Source organism: Streptomyces kryoterrae (genome assembly GCF_054072135.1).
Genome location: NZ_CM133358.1, coordinates 5,704,706 through 5,726,681, shown reverse-complemented (window position 1 = coordinate 5,726,681; position 21,976 = coordinate 5,704,706). Strand labels below are relative to the sequence as shown.

The following is a 21,976-nucleotide window of genomic DNA, read 5'->3' as shown; positions in this document are numbered from 1 at the left end:
TCCCAGGTCCGACTCTGGAAGCTCCGGGCGGGAATCCAGGCCGACATGACACCTGAGCAACGAGGCAGGACCGCACCCTGGGCGAAGGCCCTCGGTGCGGTCCTGCTCACGCTGGTGGTGACGCCCGCGGTTTCACCGACGCCCGCGTCGCCACGGGCAACGGGCAACGGGCAACGGGCAACGGGCAACGGGCAACGGGCAACGGGCAACGGGCAACGGGCACGGCAACGGCCTGCTGTACAAGCTGAGTTCCATGGACGGCCGGACGCAGGTCATCGTGCTGTTCGCACGCGTCTACCAGCGCTCGGTGTCCGTCTTCGGCCCGGCCGAGTCCATGGCCGAACGCTGCTTCACCGTCGGCCTGCCCACGTCGGCGGCCACCCGGGAAAGCGTCCGCATCGTCGCGCACGGTGCGGACGAGTCCTGTACGGAGGTGGCGGCGACGGCCGGCTGACGTACTTCACCCCTGTGGGGCGAATGGGCGCTCAGCCGGCGAGGAGCCTCTTCACAGTGGCGGCGACCCGGCCACCCTCGGCGAGGCCCGCGACCTTCGGGTTCACGATCTTCATGACCTGGCCCATGGCGCGCGGCCCCTCGGCACCGGCCGCCTTCGCCTCCTCGACGGCCTGGGCGACGATCCGGTTCAGCTCCTCGTCGTCGAGCTGCTTGGGCAGGTAGGCGGCGAGGAGCACGCCCTCCGCCTTCTCGCGCTCGGCCTGCTCGGGGCGGTTGCCCTGCGCGAAGGCCTCGGCGGCCTCGCGGCGCTTCTTCGCCTCGCGGGTGATCACCTTGGTGACCTCCTCGTCGGAGAGTTCGCGCTTCTCCTTGCCGGAGACCTCTTCCTGCGTGATCGCGGTGAGGGTGAGCCGGAGCGTCGAGGAGCGGAGCTCGTCGCGCTCCTTGATGGCGGCGTTGAGGTCTTCCCTGAGCTTCGACTTGAGCGTGGTCATGGGAACGATTGTCGCAGGTGCGGGAAGGACACCGCCCGTGGATTTCCACCGTCCCCCCGCGCCTGACACCATGGGAGCATGCGCGCGCTATACGCAGTACCCCTGGGAATCACGGCCGTTGCCGCCGCCGGCCTCGCCTACTCGGCGGGTTTCGAGACCCGCTCCTTCCGCCTCCGACGGGTGACCGTGCCGGTGCTGCCCGCGGGTATGCGCCCCCTGCGCGTGCTCCAGGTCTCCGACATCCACATGGTCGGCGGGCAGTACAAGAAGCAGCGCTGGCTCCGTTCCCTGGCCGGCCTGCGCCCCGACTTCGTGATCAACACGGGCGACAACCTGTCCGACCCGGAGGGCGTGCCCGAGGTGCTCGACGCGCTCGGCCCGCTGATGGAGCTCCCGGGCGCGTACGTCTTCGGCTCCAACGACTACTACGGCCCCAAACCCCGTAACCCCGCCCGGTACCTGCTCGAGAAGACCCAGGGCAAACACGGTCTCAACGGCAACCCGCCCGCGGTCGACGTGGTCCACAACCCGTGGGAGAACCTGCGCGACGGCTTCGACGGCGCGGGCTGGCTGAACCTGACGAACACCCGCGGCACGCTGAAGATCGACGGCATGTCAGTGGAGCTGACGGGCCTGGACGACCCGCACATCAAGCGGGACCGGTACGCGCAGGTGGCCGGCGGCCCCTCGGAGACGGCGGACTTCTCGATGGCCGTCGTCCACGCCCCCTACCTCCGGGTCCTGGACGCGTTCACCGCGGACGCGTACCCGCTGACCCTGGCCGGCCACACGCACGGCGGCCAGCTGTGCATCCCCTTCTACGGCGCTCTGGTCACCAACTGCGACCTGGACACCGACCGGGTGAAGGGCCTGTCGACGCACACGGCGGAGGGCCGGACGTCGTACCTCCACGTCTCGGCGGGCTGCGGCGCCAACCGCTACACGCCGGTACGGTTCGCCTGCCCGCCGGAGGCGACCCTGCTGACACTGACGGCGCGGGCGTAACCCACACAGCCCGCCCGGATCGCCCTATTTGCCCACCCGCTCTAGCGTGAGGGCATGACCGCCCCGATACCCAGGGCCATCCCGGACCTCCCCGCGCTCCCGGGCGGACCGGCCCTCCTCGCCTCCCCCGTCCCCGCCGCGGCGGTGGTGACGCCAATACGCCGCCCCGTGACGGCGGCCTTCCGCCTCCTCACCGCCGCCGCAGCGGCCACGGCAGTGACAGCCGAGCTGCTCCTCGGCAGCCCGCTCCACGTCCTGAGCCAGTTCACGATCCAGAGCGGCATCCTGCTGACCCTGGTCATGACCGTCTCGGCCCGCCGCGCCTGGACAGCCCGCCGCCCCCTGCCCGCGGCCCTGACGGGCGCGACACTCCTGTACGTCGTGATCGGGGCCCTGGTGCACCACCTGCTGGTGTCCAACCCGTCGAGCCCGTTCGCCACACCGTCTCCGCCGACGGGCTGGCACGTCATCACCGACCAGATCCTGCATACGGCGATCCCGATCGCGGCACTCGTGAACCTGCTGCTCCTGACCGCCTCCGGCCAGCTGCACCTGCGCCAGGCGGCACCGTGGCTCCTTTACCCCCTGGCGTACCTGGCCTTCTCCCTGGCCCGAGGCGAACTGCTCCTCCCGGGCACACCGAACCGCTACCTGTACGGCTTCCTCGACGTGGACGAGCACGGCTACAAGAGCGTCCTGGGCAACGCCCTCCTCCTCGGCCTCGCCTTCTACGCCCTTGCCGTTCTCCTCGTAACCCTCGACCACATCCGCCCGAACCCGGTCCACCACCGCGCCAAAACCGGATTTCGCCTGGGGCCACCCGTGGGCTAAAGTAAACGACGTCGCCGCGACAAGCAGGACAAGCAGCGACATCGGGGTGTAGCGCAGCTTGGCAGCGCGCTTCGTTCGGGACGAAGAGGTCGTGGGTTCAAATCCCGCCACCCCGACAGTAAAACGCCAGGTCAGGCCCGGTGCTGAGAAATCAGCGCCGGGCCTGCCTCGTTCTCCAGGGGCTCTCTGGAGAAATCCTGGAGAAAATCTTGCAATCGTCTCCAGACCGGCGCCCTACCCACGAGCCTTCAGCAACGCGTCCAGAGCAGCCACGGGCGAGCCGGGACTCATCTCCCGACGCGCGCTCAACGCTTCCTCCCACATCCCGGTGAGCGCGTTCATCAGCTTCTGCCGCATGCCGGCCGTGATGTGGTCGTAGCGCGACTGAACGGAACCGTCCTCATGGCCCAAGCGTTCGTCCATGAGCTTCGGCGGGGTCCCCACTTCCCTCATCAGGGTCTTGTGAGTGTGGCGCAACCCGTGCGGGGTCAGCCCCGGAGCAATCGGCACCCAGCACGCCTCAGCCCGCTTGGAGGCGCCTCGTCCGCGCGCAGGGATGCCAGGCCACGGCTCGGCGACCACGGGAACCGGGTGCTCTTCCTGAGTGCCGCGCCCGGGATACCACCCTGTGACGGCCGGTTGAAAGAGCCACGTGGCGAAGCCAGAGCGTCGCCAGTGGGCGGCCAACTCCCCTGATCTCGCGTTGCGGACGTACCCGAGATCGGTGATGGCCTCCAGCACCTTCATCCGAGTCGGCTCCGCCACAGCGTCCGGACGGTTGAGGACGTTGGAAACGGTGCCGGTCGAGACGCCGGCACGGCGAGCCACGTCGGCCAGCTTCGCCCCCGGGCGACTCGCAGACCCGTTGGCTGTTCCGTGGCCACGGAAGACGTAGGTCAGCCCGTGGCACTCGCAAGGCTTCGGTCTCGTCCGGGCGATGTGGCCGGCAAGCAACGAGGCGAGGAAGTCCGGAGCGTCGACGTCGCGGTAGGAGTCGTCCTTGGGCGGGCAACGGTGCAGTTCGCCAGTGTCCAGTTCGTAGAGCTGCCACTCAACCCGAATGCTCTTCGGCCGGACGAACTCCGTCTCAAGGCCAACGACTTCGCCCCATCGCATGCCGGTGTAGCCCATGATGATGCCGCCAACAAACTCGTCGTCGCGGCCGGACAACAGCGCCATCCGCTCGGAGAGCAGCAGAATGCCGAGCGCCGTCGTGACCGCCTTCTCCGGGCCACGGTTGCGTGAGCGTCCAGCGCGCTTGCCCCGTCCACGGCGCCTGGTTGCCGGGTTGGAGTCGCGCAGCCCCTCGTCAACGGCGTCGGCGAGGATCAGATGCAGTGTCGCCCGCCATGTCTTGACGCTGGTTGCCGCGTAAGGCACGGCGCGTTCGTGCTTCTCCCAAGCGGCGATGTCGGTGCTCAGGATGTCTGCGACGGCGAAATCCTCGAACGCGGGGAGCAAGTGTTCTTCGATGTGCCGCCGGTAGTTCTGCATAGTGGAGGCCGCCAAGTCCTGCGCGGCATACCAGCGGTTCGCGTAGGCGCCGAAAGTGATCCGCTCAGGAGGCGCCTTCTTCGTTCCGGCCAACAGCTTCGCTTCTTCAGCGTCCGCAGCCTTCTTTGCCGCCGGCTTGGTCCGGAAGCGGATGGCCTCACCATCGGCATCTCGGACAGTGGCGTACTTGCCCGGCGCGAGCTTGTACCGGCCGCGCCAGTACGTGCCGAGGTTCTCGGCGTAACCCAACTTGCTCTCCTATGAACGGGCGTGCCGCCCGGCTGAAGGGCCGAGCGGCACACGAAATCAGGCTGCGCTGGACTGTGGTTGGCCACCTCGCGCCCTGCGTGGCGTCCTTGCCTTCAGGGAGGTGACGGACGCCGCCGTTGTGGTCGCCCTGCGCCGCGATGCTTGTTCTGCTGGCGCAGGAGCGTCATGCCTTTCGGCGGGACGGCTCTCGAAGATGCGCATGATCTCGGCGAAGTGCTCGGCCGTGAACCGGTAGCTCCCTGCGGGCTTGGTGAAGGGGATGCGTCCCCGGCGAGCTTGCTCCTTCACCCACCACTCCGAGCAGTGGAGGGCCTTGGCGATGTCGCTCGGGAGGTAGACAGGGGGAAGTGCCGGGGGTTCCAGACGCGGAGCGGTGCTCATGTGGCTATGCCTCCTCGGCAGGCGGCGGCTTAAGACCCTTCTGGGGGATCCGCAACATCCGCCACGCCGCAACATTGCTGGTCAGCGGCTTGAATCTGTGGCGGATGCCGTTTGTGTTGCGGATAGGTCCCGCCACGCGGCGGCGCGGCGGGACCCTTGGGTGCGGGCTGGTCAACCGGCGATGCGGAGTTGGAGTGTGTCGGATTCCATGGACATGTGGCGGGTCTCGGAAGGGGTATCCGCCACAGATTCACTGCCGTTGACCTGCGGTGTTGCGGCTGTTGCGGCTGTTGCGGATTTCTGGGGGTCCGGGGGGCAGTAGCGGTTCCACGCGTCGGTGAGGTCTTCCGCGTAGTAGCCCTTGGGGGTGGAGCTGCCGACCCTGATGCCCTTGGGCTTGATCGGGGTGTCGTCGGGCTTCATGTACTGGCTCAGGAGCGTCGCCAACCGTCGGGAGTTGAGGGGCTTGGCGTTCTGTCCGTCCTCGCTCATGTCGTCCCAGGGCGACTCGTCGAGGGAGAGGAGGACTTCGAGGATGGCGGCGGTGGGCATCCGGTCGGCGCCGCAGAACACGCGGTCGCGGAGATCGGTGAGGAGCCGCACTCCCAGGGAAGCCTTGTCGTCGACGCTGGCGGCTTTGATGAGCGCGAGGCAGGCTGCGCGGGCCCGGGCCGGCCATTGCCCGCCGGCCGCGTCCGCGACCGCGAGGAGCGGCTCCCACACGTCGGCGGGCCGGTCGACGACGCCCTCAGGCATCTCGGGCCAGGCTTCGGCGACTTGGTCGTGCAGGGTGGCGGTCCAGTCCGCGAGCCGGTCGCGGAGGACGTGGCCCTGCTTCTCGTGGATGCGGCGCCGGTAGGGCTCGCACTTCTCGTTTGGTGCTTTCTTGCGCATGCGGATGATGACGGACCGGGTCAGGATCGTGGTGGGGAGGGAGCCGAGTCCGGCCATGGCCACCGCGCAGAACGACGGGAAGAAACCTGCCTTCTGGTCGGAGCCATCGCCGACGCAGCGCAGGGACTTGGCGCCGCGCCGGTATCCGGAGTTGAGGAACCCACGGACTTCCTCGTTGCCGCCGGCTTTGGGCCCGAACACGGTGTCGATCTCGTCGAACAGGAGGGTGGGGGTGCCCTCATCTGCGGAGACGAGCCGGAACAGGGCGTTCGCGGAGGCGTTGACGGTGGTCGCGGCGCGCGGGGTGAGCGTCTCGATGATCTCCAGCGCACGCGACTTTCCGGAGCCGGGTTCGGGGCTGAGGAACGCGATGCGGGCGGTGCCGTCGAGGGCGTCCATCAGGTGTGCGTGCGCGTCCCACAACGCGACGGCTACGTAGGCGTGTTCGGTGGGGAAGACGTTGAAGCGGCGGTGGAAGGCTTCCACCTCGTCCAGCAGCGCGGCCCCGTCGATGGTGGGCGGGGTGGGGGTCGACTTGGTCATGCGGCGGCCCTTCCTTCCGGATTGGTGCGGAGCGGGCAGGAGTCGCGGTGGGCGGTGTGGTCGTCGATCAGGGCGTGCACGCGGGTGTGGCCTACGGCGCTGCGGTCACGGCCGCACGCGCATTTCGAGGTGGCGGTCGGGACCGCGCCGCGGGGCGCAGTGATGTGGAGCCACGCGATGGGCCGGCGCCCGTCGTCGTACTGCGACTCGGGGCGAAGAGCTGAAGGGACGCCCTTGCGGGCGGCGCCATTCGGCTCGCCCACGGCCGGCGTGTCCACAGGCTGTGGAGCGGCCGACGCCGGGTGGTGGCCGGTGAGGCTCTTAGTGGGCGGGGGGTTGCTCATGCCGCCCTCCCACCAGGCGTGTTGTGGGCGACGGACCAGTCCAGACCGCGCGTGATGACGTCGTCGTAGTAGCGCTGGGACTGTGTCGCATTGCCCGATGCCGCCCTACTAAGAGCCTCCTGGACCTCCCCCCGGTCGAGGTCGCCGGATGCGATCAGCCGACCCAGGGCCCGCGCGGCCCGCAGCAGCACCGCGTTGCGGGTGCCGTCCGCGGCCGTGGCCACGTTGTCGACCTCGCCCCGCAGCGCAGCCGCGGCGTATCCGCTGCTGTTCTTCATGGAGTCCGGCATGGCGTACCGGGGCCGTGGGGCGGGCTTGAGGGCGTCGTGCAGCCATTGAGGCAGCGGGGCGGGGGCCCGGTCGTCGAGGACGTCGTAGGTGCCGTTGGGGGTGGTGCTGCCGGCGGCGACGACGTATCCGCCCCACCCTCGGGTGTCGATCTTCTTGGCGAGGCGTCCGGCAGTGGAGTGCAGCCGGATACCGGGGGGTTGGGTGAAGTACAGGTGCTCTCCACCGCGGGCGGTCCGCACCCGGTAGGTATCGGGCAGGGCCTGTCCGGCGCGCTCGCAGAGCGCTTGAAAGGACGTTGCGCCGTCAGGCGTTCCTTTCGGTTCTTCGGGCTTGAGTGTGTCCAGGTCGACGACCAGCAGCCCGGACGGGCCGGTGGCGATGCCGACGTTGTAGGGCGCCTGGGCCCAGGCGGCGATGAGCCGCTCAAGGTCGGTGGTGGCGCGTTGCTCGGGTGTCTTGTGGCCATCGGTGCAGCGGCCGGTAGCGGGGCAGTACTTCTCCGCGTGGCCGGCGGGACGCTTGTCACGAGGGCGTAGCGGGATGACGTGCCAGCCGCGCTGTGCGGTCTGTGTCGCCCACGCCAGCAGCTCCGACCGAACCGGGTTCGGCAGCGGACTCATGCCGCGGCCCCCAAGCGGAGCAGGGGCGCCGCGGCGAGGAACGCGCGGCCGATCCACTCCGTGTAGGCGGGTGGGAGGGCTTCGCGCAGACGGAGGTGGTCGGTGGACCAGTCGATGCCCTTGGCCGCGCGAATCTCCTCCACAGTGGCCTTGCCACCGCCCTCGCCGTACGCGGCGACGTAGGGGCCCTCGCGGTATTCGCCGTGCCGCCAACCGCGCACGTAGCCCCGGTGCTTGGGGTGGACGGGCTGCGCGGTGCTCCAGCCTCCTAGTTCGAAGTAGCGGTGCATGAGCACCCCCAGCCCGAACTGTTCCCCGCACAGGCGGACGTCCTTGCGGACCTCGGAACCGGGAACATTCTCGATCACGTACGGGCGGCCCGTCGCCTCCAGTGCGGCGCGGGTGGGGGCGATGAGCCGGGGGTAGGTCCGGCCGATCGCCGCGTTGCGCGCGGCGTTGGTGCCCTTGGTCGGTGCCCCCTCGCCCTGGCACGGCGGGGAGGCATGGATGAAGTCGTACTCGTGGCCGTGCGCACGGATGTAGTCGATCGCATCCGCCTGGTGGAAGGCGTCACCGCAGTAGTCCGGCTGCGCCTGGATATCGACGCCGGTGATGTGGCAGTTGCCGAACGCACGCCGGTAGCCCTTGGCGGCGCCGCCGATGCAGGAGAACGCGTCCAGCACGCGGACGGGTTCGAGCAGGGCGAGCAGTCGCCCGATGTCGGGACGATGGGTCATCCTGGAAGACCTCCAGTAGCTCTGTTGCTGGCAGGTGGACAAGGGCGGCCCCGCTTCTTTGGCGAGAGTGGGGGGCCGCCCTTGGCACAGCTAGGTGTTCTTGGAGCGGGCCAGACGCAGGGTGATTCCGCCCAGTCCGATGGGTCCGGCGGCGCCGGCGATGACGGTGAAGGTGTGGGCGGCGGCGTCGAGGAGGAAGCAGATGGCAGCGACCAGTCCCCAGCCGCCGGCGACGACCGCGCCGGCGATCGCGAACGGAACGACGATGCGCTGCCACGGGATGCCCGGCGGGGGGCCGTGGACGACGAACACGACGGGCTGTCCGGTCGCCTGTGCGTGCTGGTAGAGGTCGGCGGGTATGTGCGGGGCCATCTGGCCGGGCGGGGTGTGCTGGCTCATTTCAGGCTCCTTCGGGGTGTGCCGCGGGCCCGCGCCGACAGGTGGCGCGGGCCCGTGCGGATGGATGCCGGCTTGTCGCGTTGCTTGTCGTCTGTCTTGTCGTGCGGCTTGTCGCTTGTCTTGTCTTGTCGCTTGTCGCCTCCCAGGTCACAAGCCGTTTCCGGGACTCCAGACCCCCGGTGGGCGGCATGTGGTGCAGTGGGGGTGACAAGCGACAAGCGGTCAGTCGTCGGACGTGTGGGAGCGGTGGACGTAGCGGGCTTTGGTGCCCTCACCGATACGGACGGCGGTGCCGTCCTGCATCCATGTTTTGAGCCAGCCGACGACCGTCTGACGAGTCGTGCCGTACGCGTCCGCCAGCGTGCGGGCGATCGCGGATGCGCCGGTCCCTTCGCGTCCGGCGGCGAGCAGTACGGCGAGCGCGGCTTGTTGCGCGGGGCTGTCCTGCTCACCTCGCAGCGCGGACAGATTCAGCCCGGCCGGCCGGTCCGGCACCTCGTCCTCGTCGGTGGTGCGCGGGTCGGACGCGGTACCGAACTGGGCGTCGATCTCTGCACGGAACCGGCGCGCCAACTCCTCCTCCGCAGACTCCGGAGACTTCGGTTGGGTACTGCTCAGCGCGGACAGGCGCAGCCCTCCCGCAGTGTCCGGCGGGCCGTCGCCGGCAGCGGGGTCCGTTGCGGTCTGGTCGCGCATCCATGCGGTGCGGTCGGTGTCCCAGCGCCTCGCGTAGGCGGGCCCGGCGGCTTTGGCGGACACGTCGTCGAGCATCGGGTGCCGGTCGGAGGTGGCGGCGGTGATCTCCCGGATCTGGTTGGGGAGGATCCGCCACGCCTTGAACAATGCTGCCGATGATTCCGGGGTGCCCATGAACCCGGCACCCTTGTGCGGTGCCTGATCCACGCGCAATCCGCGGGCGCCGGGGAACATCTTGCTCAGGTCCATGCCCTCGGTCTCGCCCCCGGTGAGGGCGACACGCACCTTGGCTTCCCGGCGGATCATCAGGTTGCTGAGCACGCTGCCGGTCGCACCGAGCGCGGTGAGGACGGTGCGTACGCCCATGGCGCGGGCGATCCGGATGACTTCCAGGATCTTTTCCGCGAGCTTGCGGATCTCCCGGTCGCTGCTGGCCAGAATCTCCGCACCCTCATCGATCACCAGCATGATCTGAGGAATCCGCGAACTGATCGGCAGCAGGTCGGTGTTGGCCTTGGACAGCACGTCCTGGTAGCCCATCTTGCGCTGCTTGGCCACCCGCACGGCCGTATCCAGCATGGTCATGGCTTCGTCGAAGGTTCCGGCGAGCCAGTCGATACCGGGCCGTACGGGCTTGCCGTCCTCACGCACGATCTCGCCGTTGAGTGCGGGCAGCACCCACGGCAGACCGGCCGATCCGGCGTTGAGGTCGATTACCCAGGTGAGGACGTCGTCGGCGCGGGCGAACCCGGCGAGGATCGCGTGCACCATGTTCGTCTTGCCCGACCCGGTCGGACCGACGATCAGGGCGCACTGCTCGCGCAGGTAGGCGAGGATGTGTGAGGCGTTGGTGCGATATCCCCACGGAATCCCGGTGAGGACCGACAGCGTGCTGTAGTCGGCGGGGTAGGTGCGTTCCTCTTCCAGGACGTTGACGGTGGTCACGTCGATGATGACGCGGCCCTGGTCGATGCCGGGCGAGGCGGTGGCGGTGCAGCCGTGCGGAAGCCGGGCATCCGCGGACAGCCGCGGCGACTCGGCTGCGATCCGGTTCCAGGTCGCGCCGCCGGCGGGGAGTTCGGCGTCGATGGAGAACCCGGCCCCGGTGTCCCACATCTCGACACCCAGCACCCGCACGGTGATCGAGCACACGCGCTGGATCCGGTCGACCCATTCGGCGGCGATCGCCCGGCGTTCCGCGGACAACTCCGCGGCGACCAGCCGCTGTTCGACCGCGATCGCCTCCTCGTCCCGCGCCTCTTCGAACAGGGCTGCGGAGCGTGCGGCGGCGCCGATGCCCACGCCGATGGTGGCCAGCGAGCCGAGCGCAGCCCACGTGAGGGGGCCGTTGGTCATGGCCCAGGTGGTCCAGCCGGCTCCCACGAGCCAGGAGGCGGCGCGGGTGGCCAGGGTGCGGCCGGCGTTGCGGACGCGTAGGCCGACGACGGTGTGTCCCAGGGCGCCCGCGGCGCCGACCGCGATGGCCCAGCCGGGCGGCATCGCGGTGGCGGCTCCGGCGGTGGCGACGGCGAAGGCTCCGGTGGTCGCGGACAGGGCGCCGGTCGCAGGTCCGTGACCGGCAGCCCAGTCCAGCACCGGGCCACTGCCCTGCTGCTGTTTGGCGGTGGCAGTGCTCATGGTTAGACGTTCCAGCCCTTCTCTGCTTCGGGTCCGTTGCGGGGGTCTTCGTGGCGGGCGATGTCCTGCTCGTGGACCTGCCGGAACAGCGGGCCCATGTCTTCGGCGACGGCGACCGCGCTCATGACGGCGCCGAAGATGTCGTTGAAGCCGTCCGCGACTTCCTTCTCCAGCGGAAACTCACTGTCGGAGCGTTCGGCGAGGATCTTCATGACGTTCGCCACGCTGGTCAGCGCGGCGGGCAGGCCTTCGACCATGGCCAAAATCTCCATGGCGTTGTCGGGGTCGTACTGGTTGGCGGCCTGCTCCATCTCGGAAGCGGCCTCTTCGAACCGGAATCCGGACACGTGCTCTCCCTCATTGACCTCGGGGACCGTGCTGGTGGGAACCTTCACCGCAGGGCGCTCGACACCGTCCGCGATGCCCTGCGTGCCGTCCTGCGTCGCCTCCGCGTCGGCGGCGGCCTCCTGCTCGCGCAACGCCTCACGCGCTGCTTCGTCCCGGTCCGCGCGCTGCTCGCCGGCGGTCTGCACCATGCGGCGCAGCAGGCGCCGGCCGGGGTGGATGAGCCAGGACAGGTTGAACTTCCGGCCGATCGGGCTGGTCAGAAACCCGAGCAGACCGACCGGCAGCGCCAGCAGCGCAGCGAGCAGGCGACGACCGTGGAAGCGGGCCGCGGAACGACGCAGAGCCTGCCGTGCCGCCCGGCGGGCCGGACCCTTACGGACCTGCCCACGCTGCGCCGCGATCGTCCCGCCCGTCCTGGCATCACGGCGGGCACGCTGCTTGGCGACCGCACGGTCGCGGACGGCACGCGCCTTACGAACCGCACCGCCCATCACGCGGCCTGCCAGACCAGGGCGCTTACCCAACCGGGACCGGGATGTGCCGGCGGCGGCTTTGGCGTTGCGCCGGGCATCGGCGACCGCACGGCGCGCGCTGGTGGTCTGCACCCGCTGACCACCACGCGAGCCGGCCGCAGCCCGCTGAGCGGCCCGCAGCGCCTTGACCTGCCCGATCCGCCCCGCAGCCTTACCGCCCGCGAGCTTGGACGGGCTGTGACCGCCCTTGCTCTGAGCCTTCTTGCTGGTTACCGCGCTGCCGTGCCCAGTGGCCGGGCCGGTGTTACGGCGGTGCTGTCCGGGCACCTTGCCCGACCGGCCACCGGAACGGCCGGCGCGAGACCCGGCCGAGCGGCTCCCGGAGCCGGCGCGGGTGCCCGAACCGGAGCTCCGCAGCCCCGCCGTGCGAGCAGCGGAGCGGCTGGCGGAGCGGCCGGCGGCGCGGGCCGCGGACCGGCGAGTCTCACGGCGGGAGTTGGGCTTGCGGTTGCTGTTTCGGTTGCGGGTGGCGGCGACCGTGCCGAGGACGACCATGCCGGTAGCGGCCACGACCGCGGCGATCGGCCCGCCCACCAGGGACGCGGCGGCGAGCGCACCCACGGTGCTGTTCGCCCCGGACAGAGCGAGCGGGACCACGGGCCACCCACCCGGCGTGTGATCCACCTCCTTCTCACCCTTGACCGGGGTGGGCGGGGTGTCCGGGGGCGGGGGTGGTGGGGTCGGGGCCGGTACGACTACTACCGGCTCTGTGCTGAGTTCCGTCATGCTGTGAGCACTCCTTCAGGGGAGTAGGGCCCGGCCGGTTGCTGTGGAGGCTGGTGGCCGGGCCTGCCGAATCAAGGGGAAAGTCCGCAGCTCAGCGGCTGCGGTGCGGGTGGTGGGCGGCGATCTCCTGCCAGCGCCGGTTCTCCGCACGGTCCGTGTGGGTGAGGCGGACGTGGAAGTCGCAGCCGGCGACCGTGCAGCGGTGTGTGGTCGTCGACCAGGCACCGATCACGCGGAACAGCAGGCTGGAGAACGTGGCCACGCAGGACAGGCAGGCCAGCAGCAGCGAGAGCGGCACGCCGTAACCGGACAGCCGCACACCGATCACGATGGCCAGCGCCGCACTGACAGCAGCGGCGCCCGCGGTGAGCGCGCGGTGACGTGTGATGTTCACTCGAACTCCCATGCTTGGGTGGGGTGTTCAGGCAGCGCACTGTTCGTCGTCGGGGTAGGCGCAGGTCACGCAGACTCCGAGCGAGGTGGGGATGACGTATCCGGCGTCCGTGCGGCACTGCGGGCACGTCCGGCGGGCGCGGTTGGCGCACTCCAGGGCCCGCCACTTCGCCGGCGTCATCGGCCGAACGGGCTTGGCCTGGTCGAGGCGGTAGAAGTAGGCGACCAGCGGGCCGCGCCGGAAGCGCGGGCGCAGCGCCTGAGCGGCCACCTGCTGACCACCCGGACGCAGACCACGCGCCCTCAACTGCCGGTAGGTGGCGTAGCCGTCCGGGACGCACCGCCACGGAAACGTAGGGACGCCGTAGCGGGCGCCGGTCGGATCGAAACACTTCGCGTAACCGAGGGACACGACCGTCCCCCGCTCAACCGGCGATCGCGGTCGGGAAGTCCGTCAGATACGTCTCACGCGCCTTGACCCGGCCGCGTGCAGTGCGGGCCGTCGACTCCGACGCACCCAGCCCCGCTACCGTCATCGCCTGCGTCATCCGCGCGGTACTCGGCTGCGTGAAGTCGGTGCCGTACAGCGCCCGCACCAACTGATCGACCCGGTTCGCGTAGACGACCGGCGTGCACAGATCGACGGCCGTCGACACCGCGTCGACGGGCGCCGCCTCCACCGTGACGGGCGTCGGCGGTGCTTCTGTCTGCGGTGCGGGCGCCGGGAGTTCGGGCACCGATGCGGTCCCGGCCACGATCTCCGCAGGGGATATGGCCGGCGGGCGGTCGACGCTCACTGTGACGGGCGTCGAAGGTGCTTCGACGCCCGGCGGCGGCGGGTTGACGCCCGTCACCGCGCGGCTTGCCAGGTAGGCGTGGACCTGCCGCATCAACGCGCCGAACGCGAGCAGCGCAGCCACCGGAGGGACAGCGGCGACGACGTAGTTGAGGGCGTTGGCATCCTGCCCAACCCCGGCCACGTTCAATGCGATGGAAGCACCGTCGCCTGCCGTGACCAGGCCGATTGCCCACCAGTCGACCCGGTGGGCGAGCGAGGCACGCAGGATCAGCAACTCCCCGATCACGATGAACAGATCCACCGTCGCGGGCCACGCCCAGGAGCGGGCGACGGCTTCCGCCATGCCGTGCGCGGCGGCGACTTCCTGCAAGTGCTCGTACGACAGCCAGAACGCCACCGCCGTCAGCAGCACCGTCAACACACTCGCCAGCGCGGTGATCGCACGCTCCACACCGACCGGCGTCACCATGGGTTCGACGCCCGTCAATCGAGCGTCGACGCGGGCCGGGGTACTCATGCCGCACCCGCTTCCGCCACCGCCGGAACGAGCACGTCGCCGTAGCCGATCAACTCCAACTCGGCACCCGCGAAGTCAGCGGTCGTCTTCAGCACACGCGTCCGGCCGGCGCTCTGCTCGCGGTAGACCACCGTGGCCGGGTCGACCCCCAGCGCGGACCGCCACGCCTCGAACGCGGACAGGTCGTCGTGGAACCGCAGCTGCAGCCGGTCCGGGAAGACCGTGGACACTTCCACGCACGGAGCGGGCAGGTACCCGAAGTCCACCGCCAGCACACGCAGCGCACGCAGCGGGACAGCCATGCCGTCCAGGGTCAGGTTCTCGCTCATGCGGCCACCGCCGTGCGGCTGGAGTGGCTGCGCACCGACCGGCGCACCGACGTCCGGCGGGCAGCGGCCCGCGCGTCCTTCAAGGGGCTCGTACGCAGCAGTGTCTCCGCGTACGCAGCAGCCTCCACATCCGACTCCCGCAGCTCCGCGAGCACCTCGCGCGCCACGTCCAGCCGTGCCCTGCGCTCCTTCACGGACTCAACAGCCGGACCGGTGAACAACTCCCGGTCGATACCGAACGCCAGCTCCGCGAACTCCGACGCGGTAACAGCTTCATGACCAGCAACGATGAACTTCATGGGTCGTGACTCCTCAGCGGGTGGAACGGCCCGAACAGCGGCGCCCGGGGTGCAACCCGGGCGCCGCGCGCCGTTGATGTGGTGGGTTGATCAGCTCGTGCGGCCGTAGGCCTCGTTCAGCTCCGCGATCACGTCCGTGCACTCGCCGGACGCGATGCGGTCGTAGACCTCCTGGCCGATCTGCACGGCTTCCGGGGAGGTCAGGTCGGTGGTGGACTCCTGCGACTTGATGCCAAACACATGCACTCCAGAGGTGTCGTAGGTGGTGGACCAGGCCGGATGTACCGGCCCCGGCTCCCCGCGCTCCCACCCGTACGACCTCGGCGAACCGAGGCACGGACGGGTGAGAGAGGCAGCCGGCCCGCAGCACGCTCGCGCTGCGGAACAGGGATGGACCGGGGATGTACGGCGCCGCCGGCCGGTCCATCGCGGCGGCGCCTGGGGGTGTCGTCGGTTCACACCGACCTCCCTCAAGCGGCCATCACCCGGGCCGTTGCGGGGACGGGGACTCTCACCCCGTCGAATCGACACACTGTTCAGTTCTCAAGGAACGAGCACTCCCCGACGGGTGCGGTAACCCCTGGTCAGAGGGGCTCCCGTCTTCACGGGACCCGTCGGGCGTTCATTGCGCACTAGTGCGCCCTGGTGTGCTTCACTGTGACACCGAGCCGATGGCCGGTCAAGCCCTCCGACTAATGCGCCCTAGTGCGGCATGTGTGATCTTGGTACGGTGGTCGGGTGCCGATCAGCAGAGATGACCCCAGCCCGCTGCACCTTCAAATCTCGGAAGACCTGCGGCAGCGAATTCGAGCTGGCGAATTTGAGCAAAAGAGTTTCCCTTCGCTCCGATCCCTGGCTAAGCACTACGAGACCGCGCAAGTTACAGTGCACGATGCCGTTAAAGCGCTACAGCAGGAAAAGCTGATCATTTCCGTAAGCGGCAAAGGGACCTTCGTCCTGCCTAGGGAGGAGAACGCTACGGTCGGAGCGAATGAGCCCGAAGACCTGGCGGAACAGGTTGCTTCGTTGCGCACAGAGCTCGAAGCCGTAAAGGAGCGCCTTAGCTCTCTCGAAAGCGGTGAGAGTCACCGTAAAGGTCCCTGAACTTTGACTGGTGGGGCTTCCGCTTCTTCATGGGAAGAGTCAATCGCACGGCTCGGTAAACCAACATGAAGCGAGAGTGCAGTCAGAGTGCAGCCGGAGTGCAGACCACTGACAGCAGGGGGATCAGTTGGACGTCGTTGACATCTGGACCGGCCAGAATGCAAGCGCGCTGAAAGCGGCTTTTCGCGAAACGAACGAAGGGTTCGCCGGCCGTCTCGGGGCATCCGTAAGGACTGTCGCCGCATGGAGTGCTAACCCACAGTTGGTCCCAACCGCCGAGATTCAGCGTGCCTTGGATACGCTGCTTTTTCAGGCCGCGGCTGACGTGAAGGTGCGTTTCACCTTGCTGGTCGGGAGTCGTCAAAAAGACGGAAGTGAGCAACTTGCCGCACGTCGCCAGACCCCTGCGCATCAGCGTTTGGCGAAGGACCCTCACATCGCGGCTGCCCTGTCCTGGCTCGAATCGGGTTTCACTTGGGCACCCAGTAGCGCACGGGAGCGAGTCGCGGAAGAGCTTGACGCGTTGGATCCTCTCGCCACGGAAGCACAGGATCGGCGACTTGCGCAGGTGACTCGGGAGCAGGCCGCTGCGGCGGCCCGACGCTATTACGGAGCAGGGTTCGGCCAATGGCGCCCATACATGGCGCAGGTAGCTGGGCAGGTGCTTGCGACAACCATCCTGACGCAGGACGAATGGTTGGACCTGGCGCAACCGGTGGGCAGCGGGCAGGACAACTTCCGCTTTCAGCCCGACGCGCGGCACGGAACGAAGCTCAGTCGCAGTGTGGCGGAAGAAGCTGCGCGGAGTTTGGCTGAATCCATGGAAAAGGGCAGCCAGATCGTCAACTCTGAGATCTATACCCTCACTTCTTTGGATGTCCGGCCCGGGGTTATCTCTGGCAGTGTGGGCGTAATCGACTTTGTGGAATTCGCACTCACGCTCAACCTCTTGGAGGGTGAGCTTATGCGATCGATCGCCACTGGAGAATCAGACCGATCGCCAGTCATGCCGATACGAGACGAACTCCTACCGGATGTGGCGACAGTATTGGACTTCGCCGGACGTGTCTGCGCAGGCGGAGCGCTGGCCCTAACTGCAATCGCGCGGCCACGTGGACGCGGCCACGACGCTGATTACCTACTCCTAATTCAGGAGCGGTCCGGCAGCGTACTCAATGCGAATCGACGTTTGGCAGTCATCCCCAAAGCATTCCATGGGCCGATGGCTGACTATGGCGAAGATGCTCGCTTCTCAGCAACAATCGAGCGAGAGATGGAAGAAGAACTCTTCGGACGGACCGATGTGGACTCCACCGCAGGCGAGCAGCTCCACGCTGATCCGATGCACCCCAGTCTCCTGTCTGACCCGATGCGCTGGCTCATGGACCGGCAGGGGAGCGACGCGTGGCGGATGGAGTCCACGGCTGTAGGGATCAACCTCGTGAGCGGCAACTATGAGTTCGCGAGTCTGATCGTTATCGATGACGAAGAGTGGTGGGTCAAGTACGGGGGACAAGTCCGAGCGAACTGGGAATCGAGCGGGCTGCACCGATACTCCAGCCTAGATACTGCGCGGCTGGAGTCGCTGGCGCTCGATCCGCGCTGGAGTAACGAAGGATTCTTCGCATTTACACAAGGGTGCCGACGGCTTGCCGCGATTGGCGGGCAACGTGTTCGGATTCCGTCCATCGAATTGGAGTCGTAGGGAATGGCTGACAACTGGTATAAGGGCAATGCGAACGCAGATGCCGACCAGCATCGCGGCTGGCTTCTCGGGCATTTCATCGACCCCACGCATAGTGTGGTGCGCCAGACTGGAGCGCTGGAAGTGAAGTGGGGTATCCACCCTGCCGGCGAGCAGCGGCCGGAGTGGGTAGCCGATGATCAACGAACCACCATGCTCCTCCTCGTCAGCGGCAAGTTCCGGCTAGACCTCGGCGGGGGCGCGGGTAGCGTCACGTTGGAGAAGCAAGGCGACTACGTGGTTTGGGGGCCCGGCATCGATCACTCGTGGCAGGCGGAGGAAGACTCTGTAGTCGTCACAGTGCGCTGGCCGTCTACCGTCTGACACGGTTGTTCGCGTTCTGCCCCTGAGGGCCAGGGCGGACGCAGCCTCTCGATCTAGAGCTGGGGATGGCTGAGGACTGCACTTTTCCCAGCCATCCCCAGGAGTGGCAAGTTCAGGTGACTTCGCACGTCGCAGGTGGGGGTGGGCGGCAGCCCTGCGCCTACCAACAGCATGATGCGCCCTACGCTAGGTGTCAGCTTGGCTGTGAAGTTTCGAGTTAGATTCGGTCCATAATAATGACCTTGCTTTCAATCTCCCGCAGGTGAGAAATGAAGTCGGCCGCACTTTGTTGAAACTCTTCCTTTGCTCGACCTGTGTCCTCTTCGATCCAGGCCAGCACCTCGTGCAGCAGTTGCCGCTTCGCTTCCCTCTTCTTTCTCTTATCTTCCATGGCTAGCACTTCAACCGCTTTCTCCTGGAACACCGAAGGATAGTACAGCTCTAGGCTATGTTCCGCGAGATTGCGAAAATTCCCCTCATTCCAAGCGGTGAATTTCGATCTAAGCTCGGATACAATCTGCTTGCCGCTCGGGTCGCCGTCTACCAAGACCCAGGCTCGATTTCTGTACACACTTTCCAAGTGAGCGAATAGAAAGATCTCACGAAAGTCTTCCATGATGGGACCGACTCTACTGGTACCAGCTGCTGCAAGGGTTCGAAGTCTCGTCAGGCCGGGGGCGAACCAAGGAATTAGCCACTCGCGAGCGATTCTTTCAGCACTTGACTCCTCGAAGATAAGCCAGCCCTCACCAAGGTCAAAATCTGCCAGCTCGTAGCCCAAGTGGCGAAGAATTTCTAGCCGCTCACTGGGGCCTTGAGCAACGTGATAGCTGGTCGTTGGTAGGCCGTCGGGTGCAGTCATTTCCGCCTTGCAAATCACAGCCCCCGACAAAGATCCCAGACGTCCAAGCACGATGCTGCTGTGTGTGGTAATGATGAATTGGTTTACTTTAGATGCGGCTTCTATTGCGTCGAGGAGGGATTTCAAGGCAAGAGGATGCAGGTCGTTTTCTGGTTCCTCGATCAGAAAGATTTTTCCTTCTGCTCCACTCAAGCTGACCAGTAGATTGAGTGCGCTTGTGATTCCGGTCCCCATGGACTCTAGGGTGATTTCACTAAATCTATCAAGCGTCGTCCCTAGCTTCTGGCCGTTTTCTCCGATAATTACGCTGAGCTTTACCCCCAGTACGTTTTCGCAAAGTTCCCTGAATTTTGCCGCTTCTGGAACTTGCGACGAAGCCAGCGCTGCTACTCGTGCGACGATATTTGAATCATCTGGGATGACGGAGAAGGCTTGGTCGCGGCGAACCTGCTGCTCATACGAGGACTGGTGCCGACCTGAGAAAATTGGGTAAATAAGGTTGTACGGCTCCCTGGATGGCCAAACGGTGACATCGTAAACATTCCCCTCGAAGAGGGCCGTCAACTTTGTCGTTCCGTCATAAGTCGCAGTGATAACTCCCTCCTCTAGGTCTAGCTTTGTGTTGGACGTAGAGCGTCGCCGTTTGCGAGTTAGCTCGCTCGGAGCACGCAGGTCAACGCGCGCGATTCGGGATCCAACTCTAACGTCTTGTTTCTGGGCTCTATGTCCCTGCTGGAGAAGATACAAGGCTCGGAGAAGTGAGGACTTTCCCGAATTGTTGCGTCCTACTACCAGTGAAATTGACCCGAGGGGTAGCCAGCCGGAGTCCTCAATAGACCTAAAGTCGCGAATTCTGACAGATTCAAACACGTTAGTTCCTTGTGTGCTGCGACGGCGAACGAGTTGCCATTGTGGCAGCGCAGTGTCCGCCGTGTCCGCAAATTTGCCGATCTTGACGCGCCGCAGAGCGGTCCCGTGACTCGGGCGACGCATCAGCGCCTCCTTGGGGTCTCAGAAGCGGCGGACGTCTGCCCTACCGTCGATGCTGAGGGGCGAGGTAGGGGTGGGTGACAGGGTGCCTAGCGTCACCTCTCTCCTCCGTCGTGGGCGATGCGTGGGCTAGCTCTGCCCCGAACCGGCCGCGTCTGGTCTGAAGCGCAGGTCAGAGGAGGCGACTGCGGTGAGACCATGACGCTCTTGAAAGCCGTCACAGCCCTGGTCGGTCAGGCATTCCCTACGCCATCATGGCCCGCACGGCGCAGGCGCGCCCTGCCTCTGCGGCGGCTGCGGGCCTGAAGGACGAAGTGGTCACTTCGTACGGTGCTCCGCACGACCGACAAAGCATGTCCGAGTTGCAGGCAGCTCGTGCAGTCCGCTGGCCATCGTCCTCCCGCTGGGGGAGGACGATGGCCAGCGGACATGCCAACGGCACAGATGGGTGCCGCACAGAAACCCGGCTTCCCAATCTCGGGGCTCTGCAAGGCCGAGCCGCTGTCAGTGCTGGCTACTACTGTCTATGAAGATCGTCAGACCAGTTCTGTTGTGGGGGTGCCCGTGGGTGGTCATTTGCGTGTTGGCCAGGTGTTTCGCTACGCGACCGGCAAGGATCCGAAGCCACCAGTACTCGATGGATACGCCAACTTCCACCACGTGACTCACTCGCCGGAGCTTGCCCGAGCCTTGCTGGAGGCCGGGATCAACGGCATGGCGAAGGTCCGAACTCCCGTTGGTGAGCGCCGGCCGGTGATTCTCATCCGGTCGAGCCCCTGGAAGGCAGGCACCGAGCAGACGCCTTGGCACGATGTGTTCGACATGGACAACGGGCACGTCCGCTACTTCGGTGACCACAAGGCCACCACCACCGTTGCGCCCGGCAAGACGAACGGCAATGCGGCCCTGCTGGATGCCTTCACCGGACACCAGGGGCACACGCCTGAGGAGCGGGCAACTGCCGTTCCGCTGCTGCTGTTCCGCGCGGTCTCGCGCAGCGGAAAGGTGAAGGGGCACGTCGAGTTCTGCGGACTTGGCGTCATCGAACGGGCTGAGCGTCTGGTGCAGTGGGGCGGCAGCGATCACACGACGTTCACGAACTACGTCTACGACGTCGCCCTCATCGACCTCACGGCCGAGGACGACAAGGTCGCCTGGGCCTGGATCGACTCCCGCAGAGACAAGACTGTGGCCGACGCGGAGACGCTCGAACTCGCCCCGAGCGCTTGGCGCGAATGGGTCAAGCACGGAAACTCAGCTCTACCCAGGCTGCGCCGACGAGTCGCCCGGGCCAAGGTGACCAAGGTGCCCGAGCAGCGACCCAAACCGGGGACCGTTGAAGCCAAGGACCTGGAGCTGATCTACAAGCACTTCGACGGGCGTAAGCACGACTTCGAGGCCGTCGCCTCCGCGGTCGCAGCGCGTGTGCTGCGTGGAGCCGGGAACAGTTACGTCGAGGGCTGGCTGACTCGTCGATCCGGCGACGGAGGGGCCGACTTCGTAGGCCGGCTCGACATCGGCAGCGGACTGGCCGGCACAAGTCTCGTCGTCCTCGGGCAGGCCAAGTGCGTGAAACTCGACAACCTGGTCACCGCCGAGCAGATCGCTCGCGTCGTGGCACGACTCCGCCGCGGCTGGATCGGCGTGTACGTCACGACTGGCGCGTACTCCGTGCCAGCACAGACAGAAATGGTCGAGGACCAGTACCCGATCGTCTTGATCAACGGGGCAAACCTGGCTCGGGAGCTCAGGAGCATGGCCCGGGATGATCATGGAGGGGACCTCGAAGCCTGCATCGAGCACGTCCTGACTCAGCGGGAGACCTCAGTCACGAACCGGCGCCCGGAAGAGATTCTGCTTGAGTAGCCCCCCGCCCGCGGCCCGATGGTGTCGGCAGAGTGGAGCTTCTCCCTTC

23 protein-coding genes, 1 tRNA gene and 1 pseudogene are annotated in these 21,976 nt (G+C 67.1%); 8 read left to right on the top strand and 17 right to left on the bottom strand.

Translation table 11 applies throughout. The annotated features are described in order from the left end of the window. The first annotated feature begins 253 nt into the window (after nt 1–253). Nucleotides 254–454: a hypothetical protein gene (locus ACW4TU_RS25225; RefSeq protein ID WP_457417054.1), complete on the top strand. Its 201-nt coding sequence runs from the start codon at nt 254–256 to the stop codon at nt 452–454. Nucleotides 455–485: 31 nt separating this feature from the next. On the opposite strand, the gene ACW4TU_RS25220 is transcribed toward ACW4TU_RS25225, so the two are convergent. Further along, nucleotides 486–950 carry a GatB/YqeY domain-containing protein gene (locus ACW4TU_RS25220; RefSeq protein ID WP_457417053.1) on the bottom strand — a complete coding sequence of 155 codons (465 nt, stop codon included), beginning with the start codon at nt 948–950 and terminating at the stop codon, nt 486–488. A 78-nt stretch (nt 951–1,028) separates the two neighbouring features. On the opposite strand from ACW4TU_RS25220, the gene ACW4TU_RS25215 reads away from it, so the two are divergent. From ACW4TU_RS25215 to ACW4TU_RS25205, 3 genes are all read left to right on the top strand, one after another. Next, on the top strand, nt 1,029–1,955 hold the full coding sequence (locus ACW4TU_RS25215) for a metallophosphoesterase (protein WP_457417052.1): 927 nt from the start codon (nt 1,029–1,031) through the stop codon (nt 1,953–1,955). A gap of 54 nt (nt 1,956–2,009) precedes the next feature. Continuing rightward, entirely contained in the window at nt 2,010–2,786 is a 777-nt protein-coding gene (locus tag ACW4TU_RS25210) for a Pr6Pr family membrane protein (RefSeq protein WP_457417051.1), read from the top strand. Between the two features lie 42 nt (nt 2,787–2,828). Further along, nucleotides 2,829–2,902 (top strand) — tRNA-Pro (locus ACW4TU_RS25205). Nucleotides 2,903–3,020: 118 nt separating this feature from the next. Here the strand turns inward: ACW4TU_RS25205 and ACW4TU_RS25200 are convergent. From ACW4TU_RS25200 to ACW4TU_RS25135, 14 genes are all read right to left on the bottom strand, one after another. After that, the gene (locus tag ACW4TU_RS25200; protein WP_457417050.1) at nt 3,021–4,529 is read right to left on the bottom strand and encodes a tyrosine-type recombinase/integrase; all 1,509 of its coding nucleotides are present in this window, start codon (nt 4,527–4,529) and stop codon (nt 3,021–3,023) included. A 573-nt stretch (nt 4,530–5,102) separates the two neighbouring features. Continuing rightward, on the bottom strand, nt 5,103–6,368 hold the full coding sequence (locus tag ACW4TU_RS25195; protein ID WP_457417049.1) for a DUF3631 domain-containing protein: 1,266 nt from the start codon (nt 6,366–6,368) through the stop codon (nt 5,103–5,105). Beyond that, nucleotides 6,365–6,712, bottom strand: coding sequence for a hypothetical protein (locus ACW4TU_RS25190; protein ID WP_457417048.1), 348 nt, complete (start codon nt 6,710–6,712; stop codon nt 6,365–6,367). The genes ACW4TU_RS25195 and ACW4TU_RS25190 overlap by 4 nt, the downstream gene beginning before the upstream one ends. Beyond that, the gene (locus ACW4TU_RS25185; RefSeq protein WP_457417047.1) at nt 6,709–7,623 is read right to left on the bottom strand and encodes a bifunctional DNA primase/polymerase; all 915 of its coding nucleotides are present in this window, start codon (nt 7,621–7,623) and stop codon (nt 6,709–6,711) included. Before ACW4TU_RS25185 ends, ACW4TU_RS25190 begins: the two co-directional genes overlap by 4 nt. Further along, on the bottom strand, nt 7,620–8,360 hold the full coding sequence (locus tag ACW4TU_RS25180) for a class I SAM-dependent methyltransferase (protein ID WP_457417046.1): 741 nt from the start codon (nt 8,358–8,360) through the stop codon (nt 7,620–7,622). The genes ACW4TU_RS25185 and ACW4TU_RS25180 overlap by 4 nt, the downstream gene beginning before the upstream one ends. Nucleotides 8,361–8,450: 90 nt before the next feature. Further along, a complete protein-coding gene (locus ACW4TU_RS25175) occupies nt 8,451–8,759 on the bottom strand; it encodes a hypothetical protein (RefSeq protein WP_457417045.1) in 309 nt (102 codons plus the stop codon). Between the two features lie 222 nt (nt 8,760–8,981). Continuing rightward, on the bottom strand, nt 8,982–11,093 hold the full coding sequence (locus ACW4TU_RS25170; protein WP_457417044.1) for a hypothetical protein: 2,112 nt from the start codon (nt 11,091–11,093) through the stop codon (nt 8,982–8,984). 2 nt (nt 11,094–11,095) lie between these two features. Further along, entirely contained in the window at nt 11,096–12,700 is a 1,605-nt protein-coding gene (locus ACW4TU_RS25165; RefSeq protein ID WP_457417043.1) for a hypothetical protein, read from the bottom strand. Between the two features lie 91 nt (nt 12,701–12,791). Then, complete coding sequence (locus ACW4TU_RS25160) at nt 12,792–13,094, bottom strand: hypothetical protein (protein WP_457417042.1); 303 nt, start codon at nt 13,092–13,094, stop codon at nt 12,792–12,794. Nucleotides 13,095–13,121: 27 nt separating this feature from the next. Continuing rightward, the gene (locus ACW4TU_RS25155; protein WP_457417041.1) at nt 13,122–13,505 is read right to left on the bottom strand and encodes an RRQRL motif-containing zinc-binding protein; all 384 of its coding nucleotides are present in this window, start codon (nt 13,503–13,505) and stop codon (nt 13,122–13,124) included. Between the two features lie 13 nt (nt 13,506–13,518). Continuing rightward, nucleotides 13,519–14,409 carry a DUF2637 domain-containing protein gene (locus ACW4TU_RS25150; RefSeq protein ID WP_457417040.1) on the bottom strand — a complete coding sequence of 297 codons (891 nt, stop codon included), beginning with the start codon at nt 14,407–14,409 and terminating at the stop codon, nt 13,519–13,521. Next, nucleotides 14,406–14,738, bottom strand: a complete 333-nt coding sequence (locus ACW4TU_RS25145) for a hypothetical protein (protein WP_457417039.1) — start codon at nt 14,736–14,738, stop codon at nt 14,406–14,408. The genes ACW4TU_RS25150 and ACW4TU_RS25145 overlap by 4 nt, the downstream gene beginning before the upstream one ends. Further along, entirely contained in the window at nt 14,735–15,037 is a 303-nt protein-coding gene (locus ACW4TU_RS25140; protein WP_457417038.1) for a hypothetical protein, read from the bottom strand. The genes ACW4TU_RS25145 and ACW4TU_RS25140 overlap by 4 nt, the downstream gene beginning before the upstream one ends. 90 nt (nt 15,038–15,127) lie before the next feature. After that, nucleotides 15,128–15,277, bottom strand: a complete 150-nt coding sequence (locus tag ACW4TU_RS25135; RefSeq protein ID WP_457417037.1) for a hypothetical protein — start codon at nt 15,275–15,277, stop codon at nt 15,128–15,130. A gap of 498 nt (nt 15,278–15,775) precedes the next feature. On the opposite strand from ACW4TU_RS25135, the gene ACW4TU_RS25130 reads away from it, so the two are divergent. The 3 genes from ACW4TU_RS25130 to ACW4TU_RS25120 all read left to right on the top strand — a co-directional run bounded on the left by ACW4TU_RS25130 (nt 15,776) and on the right by ACW4TU_RS25120 (nt 18,209). Further along, entirely contained in the window at nt 15,776–16,141 is a 366-nt protein-coding gene (locus tag ACW4TU_RS25130) for a GntR family transcriptional regulator (protein ID WP_457417036.1), read from the top strand. A 127-nt stretch (nt 16,142–16,268) separates the two neighbouring features. Next, complete coding sequence (locus tag ACW4TU_RS25125) at nt 16,269–17,846, top strand: hypothetical protein (protein ID WP_457417035.1); 1,578 nt, start codon at nt 16,269–16,271, stop codon at nt 17,844–17,846. 3 nt (nt 17,847–17,849) lie between these two features. After that, entirely contained in the window at nt 17,850–18,209 is a 360-nt protein-coding gene (locus tag ACW4TU_RS25120) for a signal peptidase I (RefSeq protein ID WP_457417034.1), read from the top strand. A 217-nt stretch (nt 18,210–18,426) separates the two neighbouring features. Here ACW4TU_RS25120 and ACW4TU_RS25115 read toward each other — a convergent pair whose 3' ends face one another. Both ACW4TU_RS25115 and ACW4TU_RS25110 read right to left on the bottom strand, forming a co-directional pair. After that, nucleotides 18,427–19,635: an ATP-dependent nuclease gene (locus ACW4TU_RS25115; protein WP_457430290.1), complete on the bottom strand. Its 1,209-nt coding sequence runs from the start codon at nt 19,633–19,635 to the stop codon at nt 18,427–18,429. A gap of 177 nt (nt 19,636–19,812) precedes the next feature. Further along, nucleotides 19,813–20,064 (bottom strand): annotated as a pseudogene (locus ACW4TU_RS25110) (AAA family ATPase); the annotation flags it as partial. A gap of 426 nt (nt 20,065–20,490) precedes the next feature. On the opposite strand from ACW4TU_RS25110, the gene ACW4TU_RS25105 reads away from it, so the two are divergent. Then, on the top strand, nt 20,491–21,927 hold the full coding sequence (locus ACW4TU_RS25105) for a restriction endonuclease (RefSeq protein ID WP_457417033.1): 1,437 nt from the start codon (nt 20,491–20,493) through the stop codon (nt 21,925–21,927). The last annotated feature ends 49 nt before the right edge of the window (nt 21,928–21,976 follow it).

What these genes read in the sequence shown, in the direction of transcription:
- ACW4TU_RS25225 (WP_457417054.1), top strand. Translation starts at nt 254, where the DNA reads ATGGACGGCCGGACGCAGGTCATCGTGCTGTTCGCACGCGTCTACCAG.
- ACW4TU_RS25220 (WP_457417053.1), bottom strand. Translation starts at nt 950, where the DNA reads ATGACCACGCTCAAGTCGAAGCTCAGGGAAGACCTCAACGCCGCCATC.
- ACW4TU_RS25215 (WP_457417052.1), top strand. Translation starts at nt 1,029, where the DNA reads ATGCGCGCGCTATACGCAGTACCCCTGGGAATCACGGCCGTTGCCGCC.
- ACW4TU_RS25210 (WP_457417051.1), top strand. Translation starts at nt 2,010, where the DNA reads ATGACCGCCCCGATACCCAGGGCCATCCCGGACCTCCCCGCGCTCCCG.
- ACW4TU_RS25195 (WP_457417049.1), bottom strand. Translation starts at nt 6,368, where the DNA reads ATGACCAAGTCGACCCCCACCCCGCCCACCATCGACGGGGCCGCGCTG.
- ACW4TU_RS25190 (WP_457417048.1), bottom strand. Translation starts at nt 6,712, where the DNA reads ATGAGCAACCCCCCGCCCACTAAGAGCCTCACCGGCCACCACCCGGCG.
- ACW4TU_RS25185 (WP_457417047.1), bottom strand. Translation starts at nt 7,623, where the DNA reads ATGAGTCCGCTGCCGAACCCGGTTCGGTCGGAGCTGCTGGCGTGGGCG.
- ACW4TU_RS25180 (WP_457417046.1), bottom strand. Translation starts at nt 8,360, where the DNA reads ATGACCCATCGTCCCGACATCGGGCGACTGCTCGCCCTGCTCGAACCC.
- ACW4TU_RS25175 (WP_457417045.1), bottom strand. Translation starts at nt 8,759, where the DNA reads ATGAGCCAGCACACCCCGCCCGGCCAGATGGCCCCGCACATACCCGCC.
- ACW4TU_RS25170 (WP_457417044.1), bottom strand. Translation starts at nt 11,093, where the DNA reads ATGAGCACTGCCACCGCCAAACAGCAGCAGGGCAGTGGCCCGGTGCTG.
- ACW4TU_RS25165 (WP_457417043.1), bottom strand. Translation starts at nt 12,700, where the DNA reads ATGACGGAACTCAGCACAGAGCCGGTAGTAGTCGTACCGGCCCCGACC.
- ACW4TU_RS25150 (WP_457417040.1), bottom strand. Translation starts at nt 14,409, where the DNA reads ATGAGTACCCCGGCCCGCGTCGACGCTCGATTGACGGGCGTCGAACCC.
- ACW4TU_RS25145 (WP_457417039.1), bottom strand. Translation starts at nt 14,738, where the DNA reads ATGAGCGAGAACCTGACCCTGGACGGCATGGCTGTCCCGCTGCGTGCG.
- ACW4TU_RS25140 (WP_457417038.1), bottom strand. Translation starts at nt 15,037, where the DNA reads ATGAAGTTCATCGTTGCTGGTCATGAAGCTGTTACCGCGTCGGAGTTC.
- ACW4TU_RS25120 (WP_457417034.1), top strand. Translation starts at nt 17,850, where the DNA reads ATGGCTGACAACTGGTATAAGGGCAATGCGAACGCAGATGCCGACCAG.
- ACW4TU_RS25105 (WP_457417033.1), top strand. Translation starts at nt 20,491, where the DNA reads ATGCCAACGGCACAGATGGGTGCCGCACAGAAACCCGGCTTCCCAATC.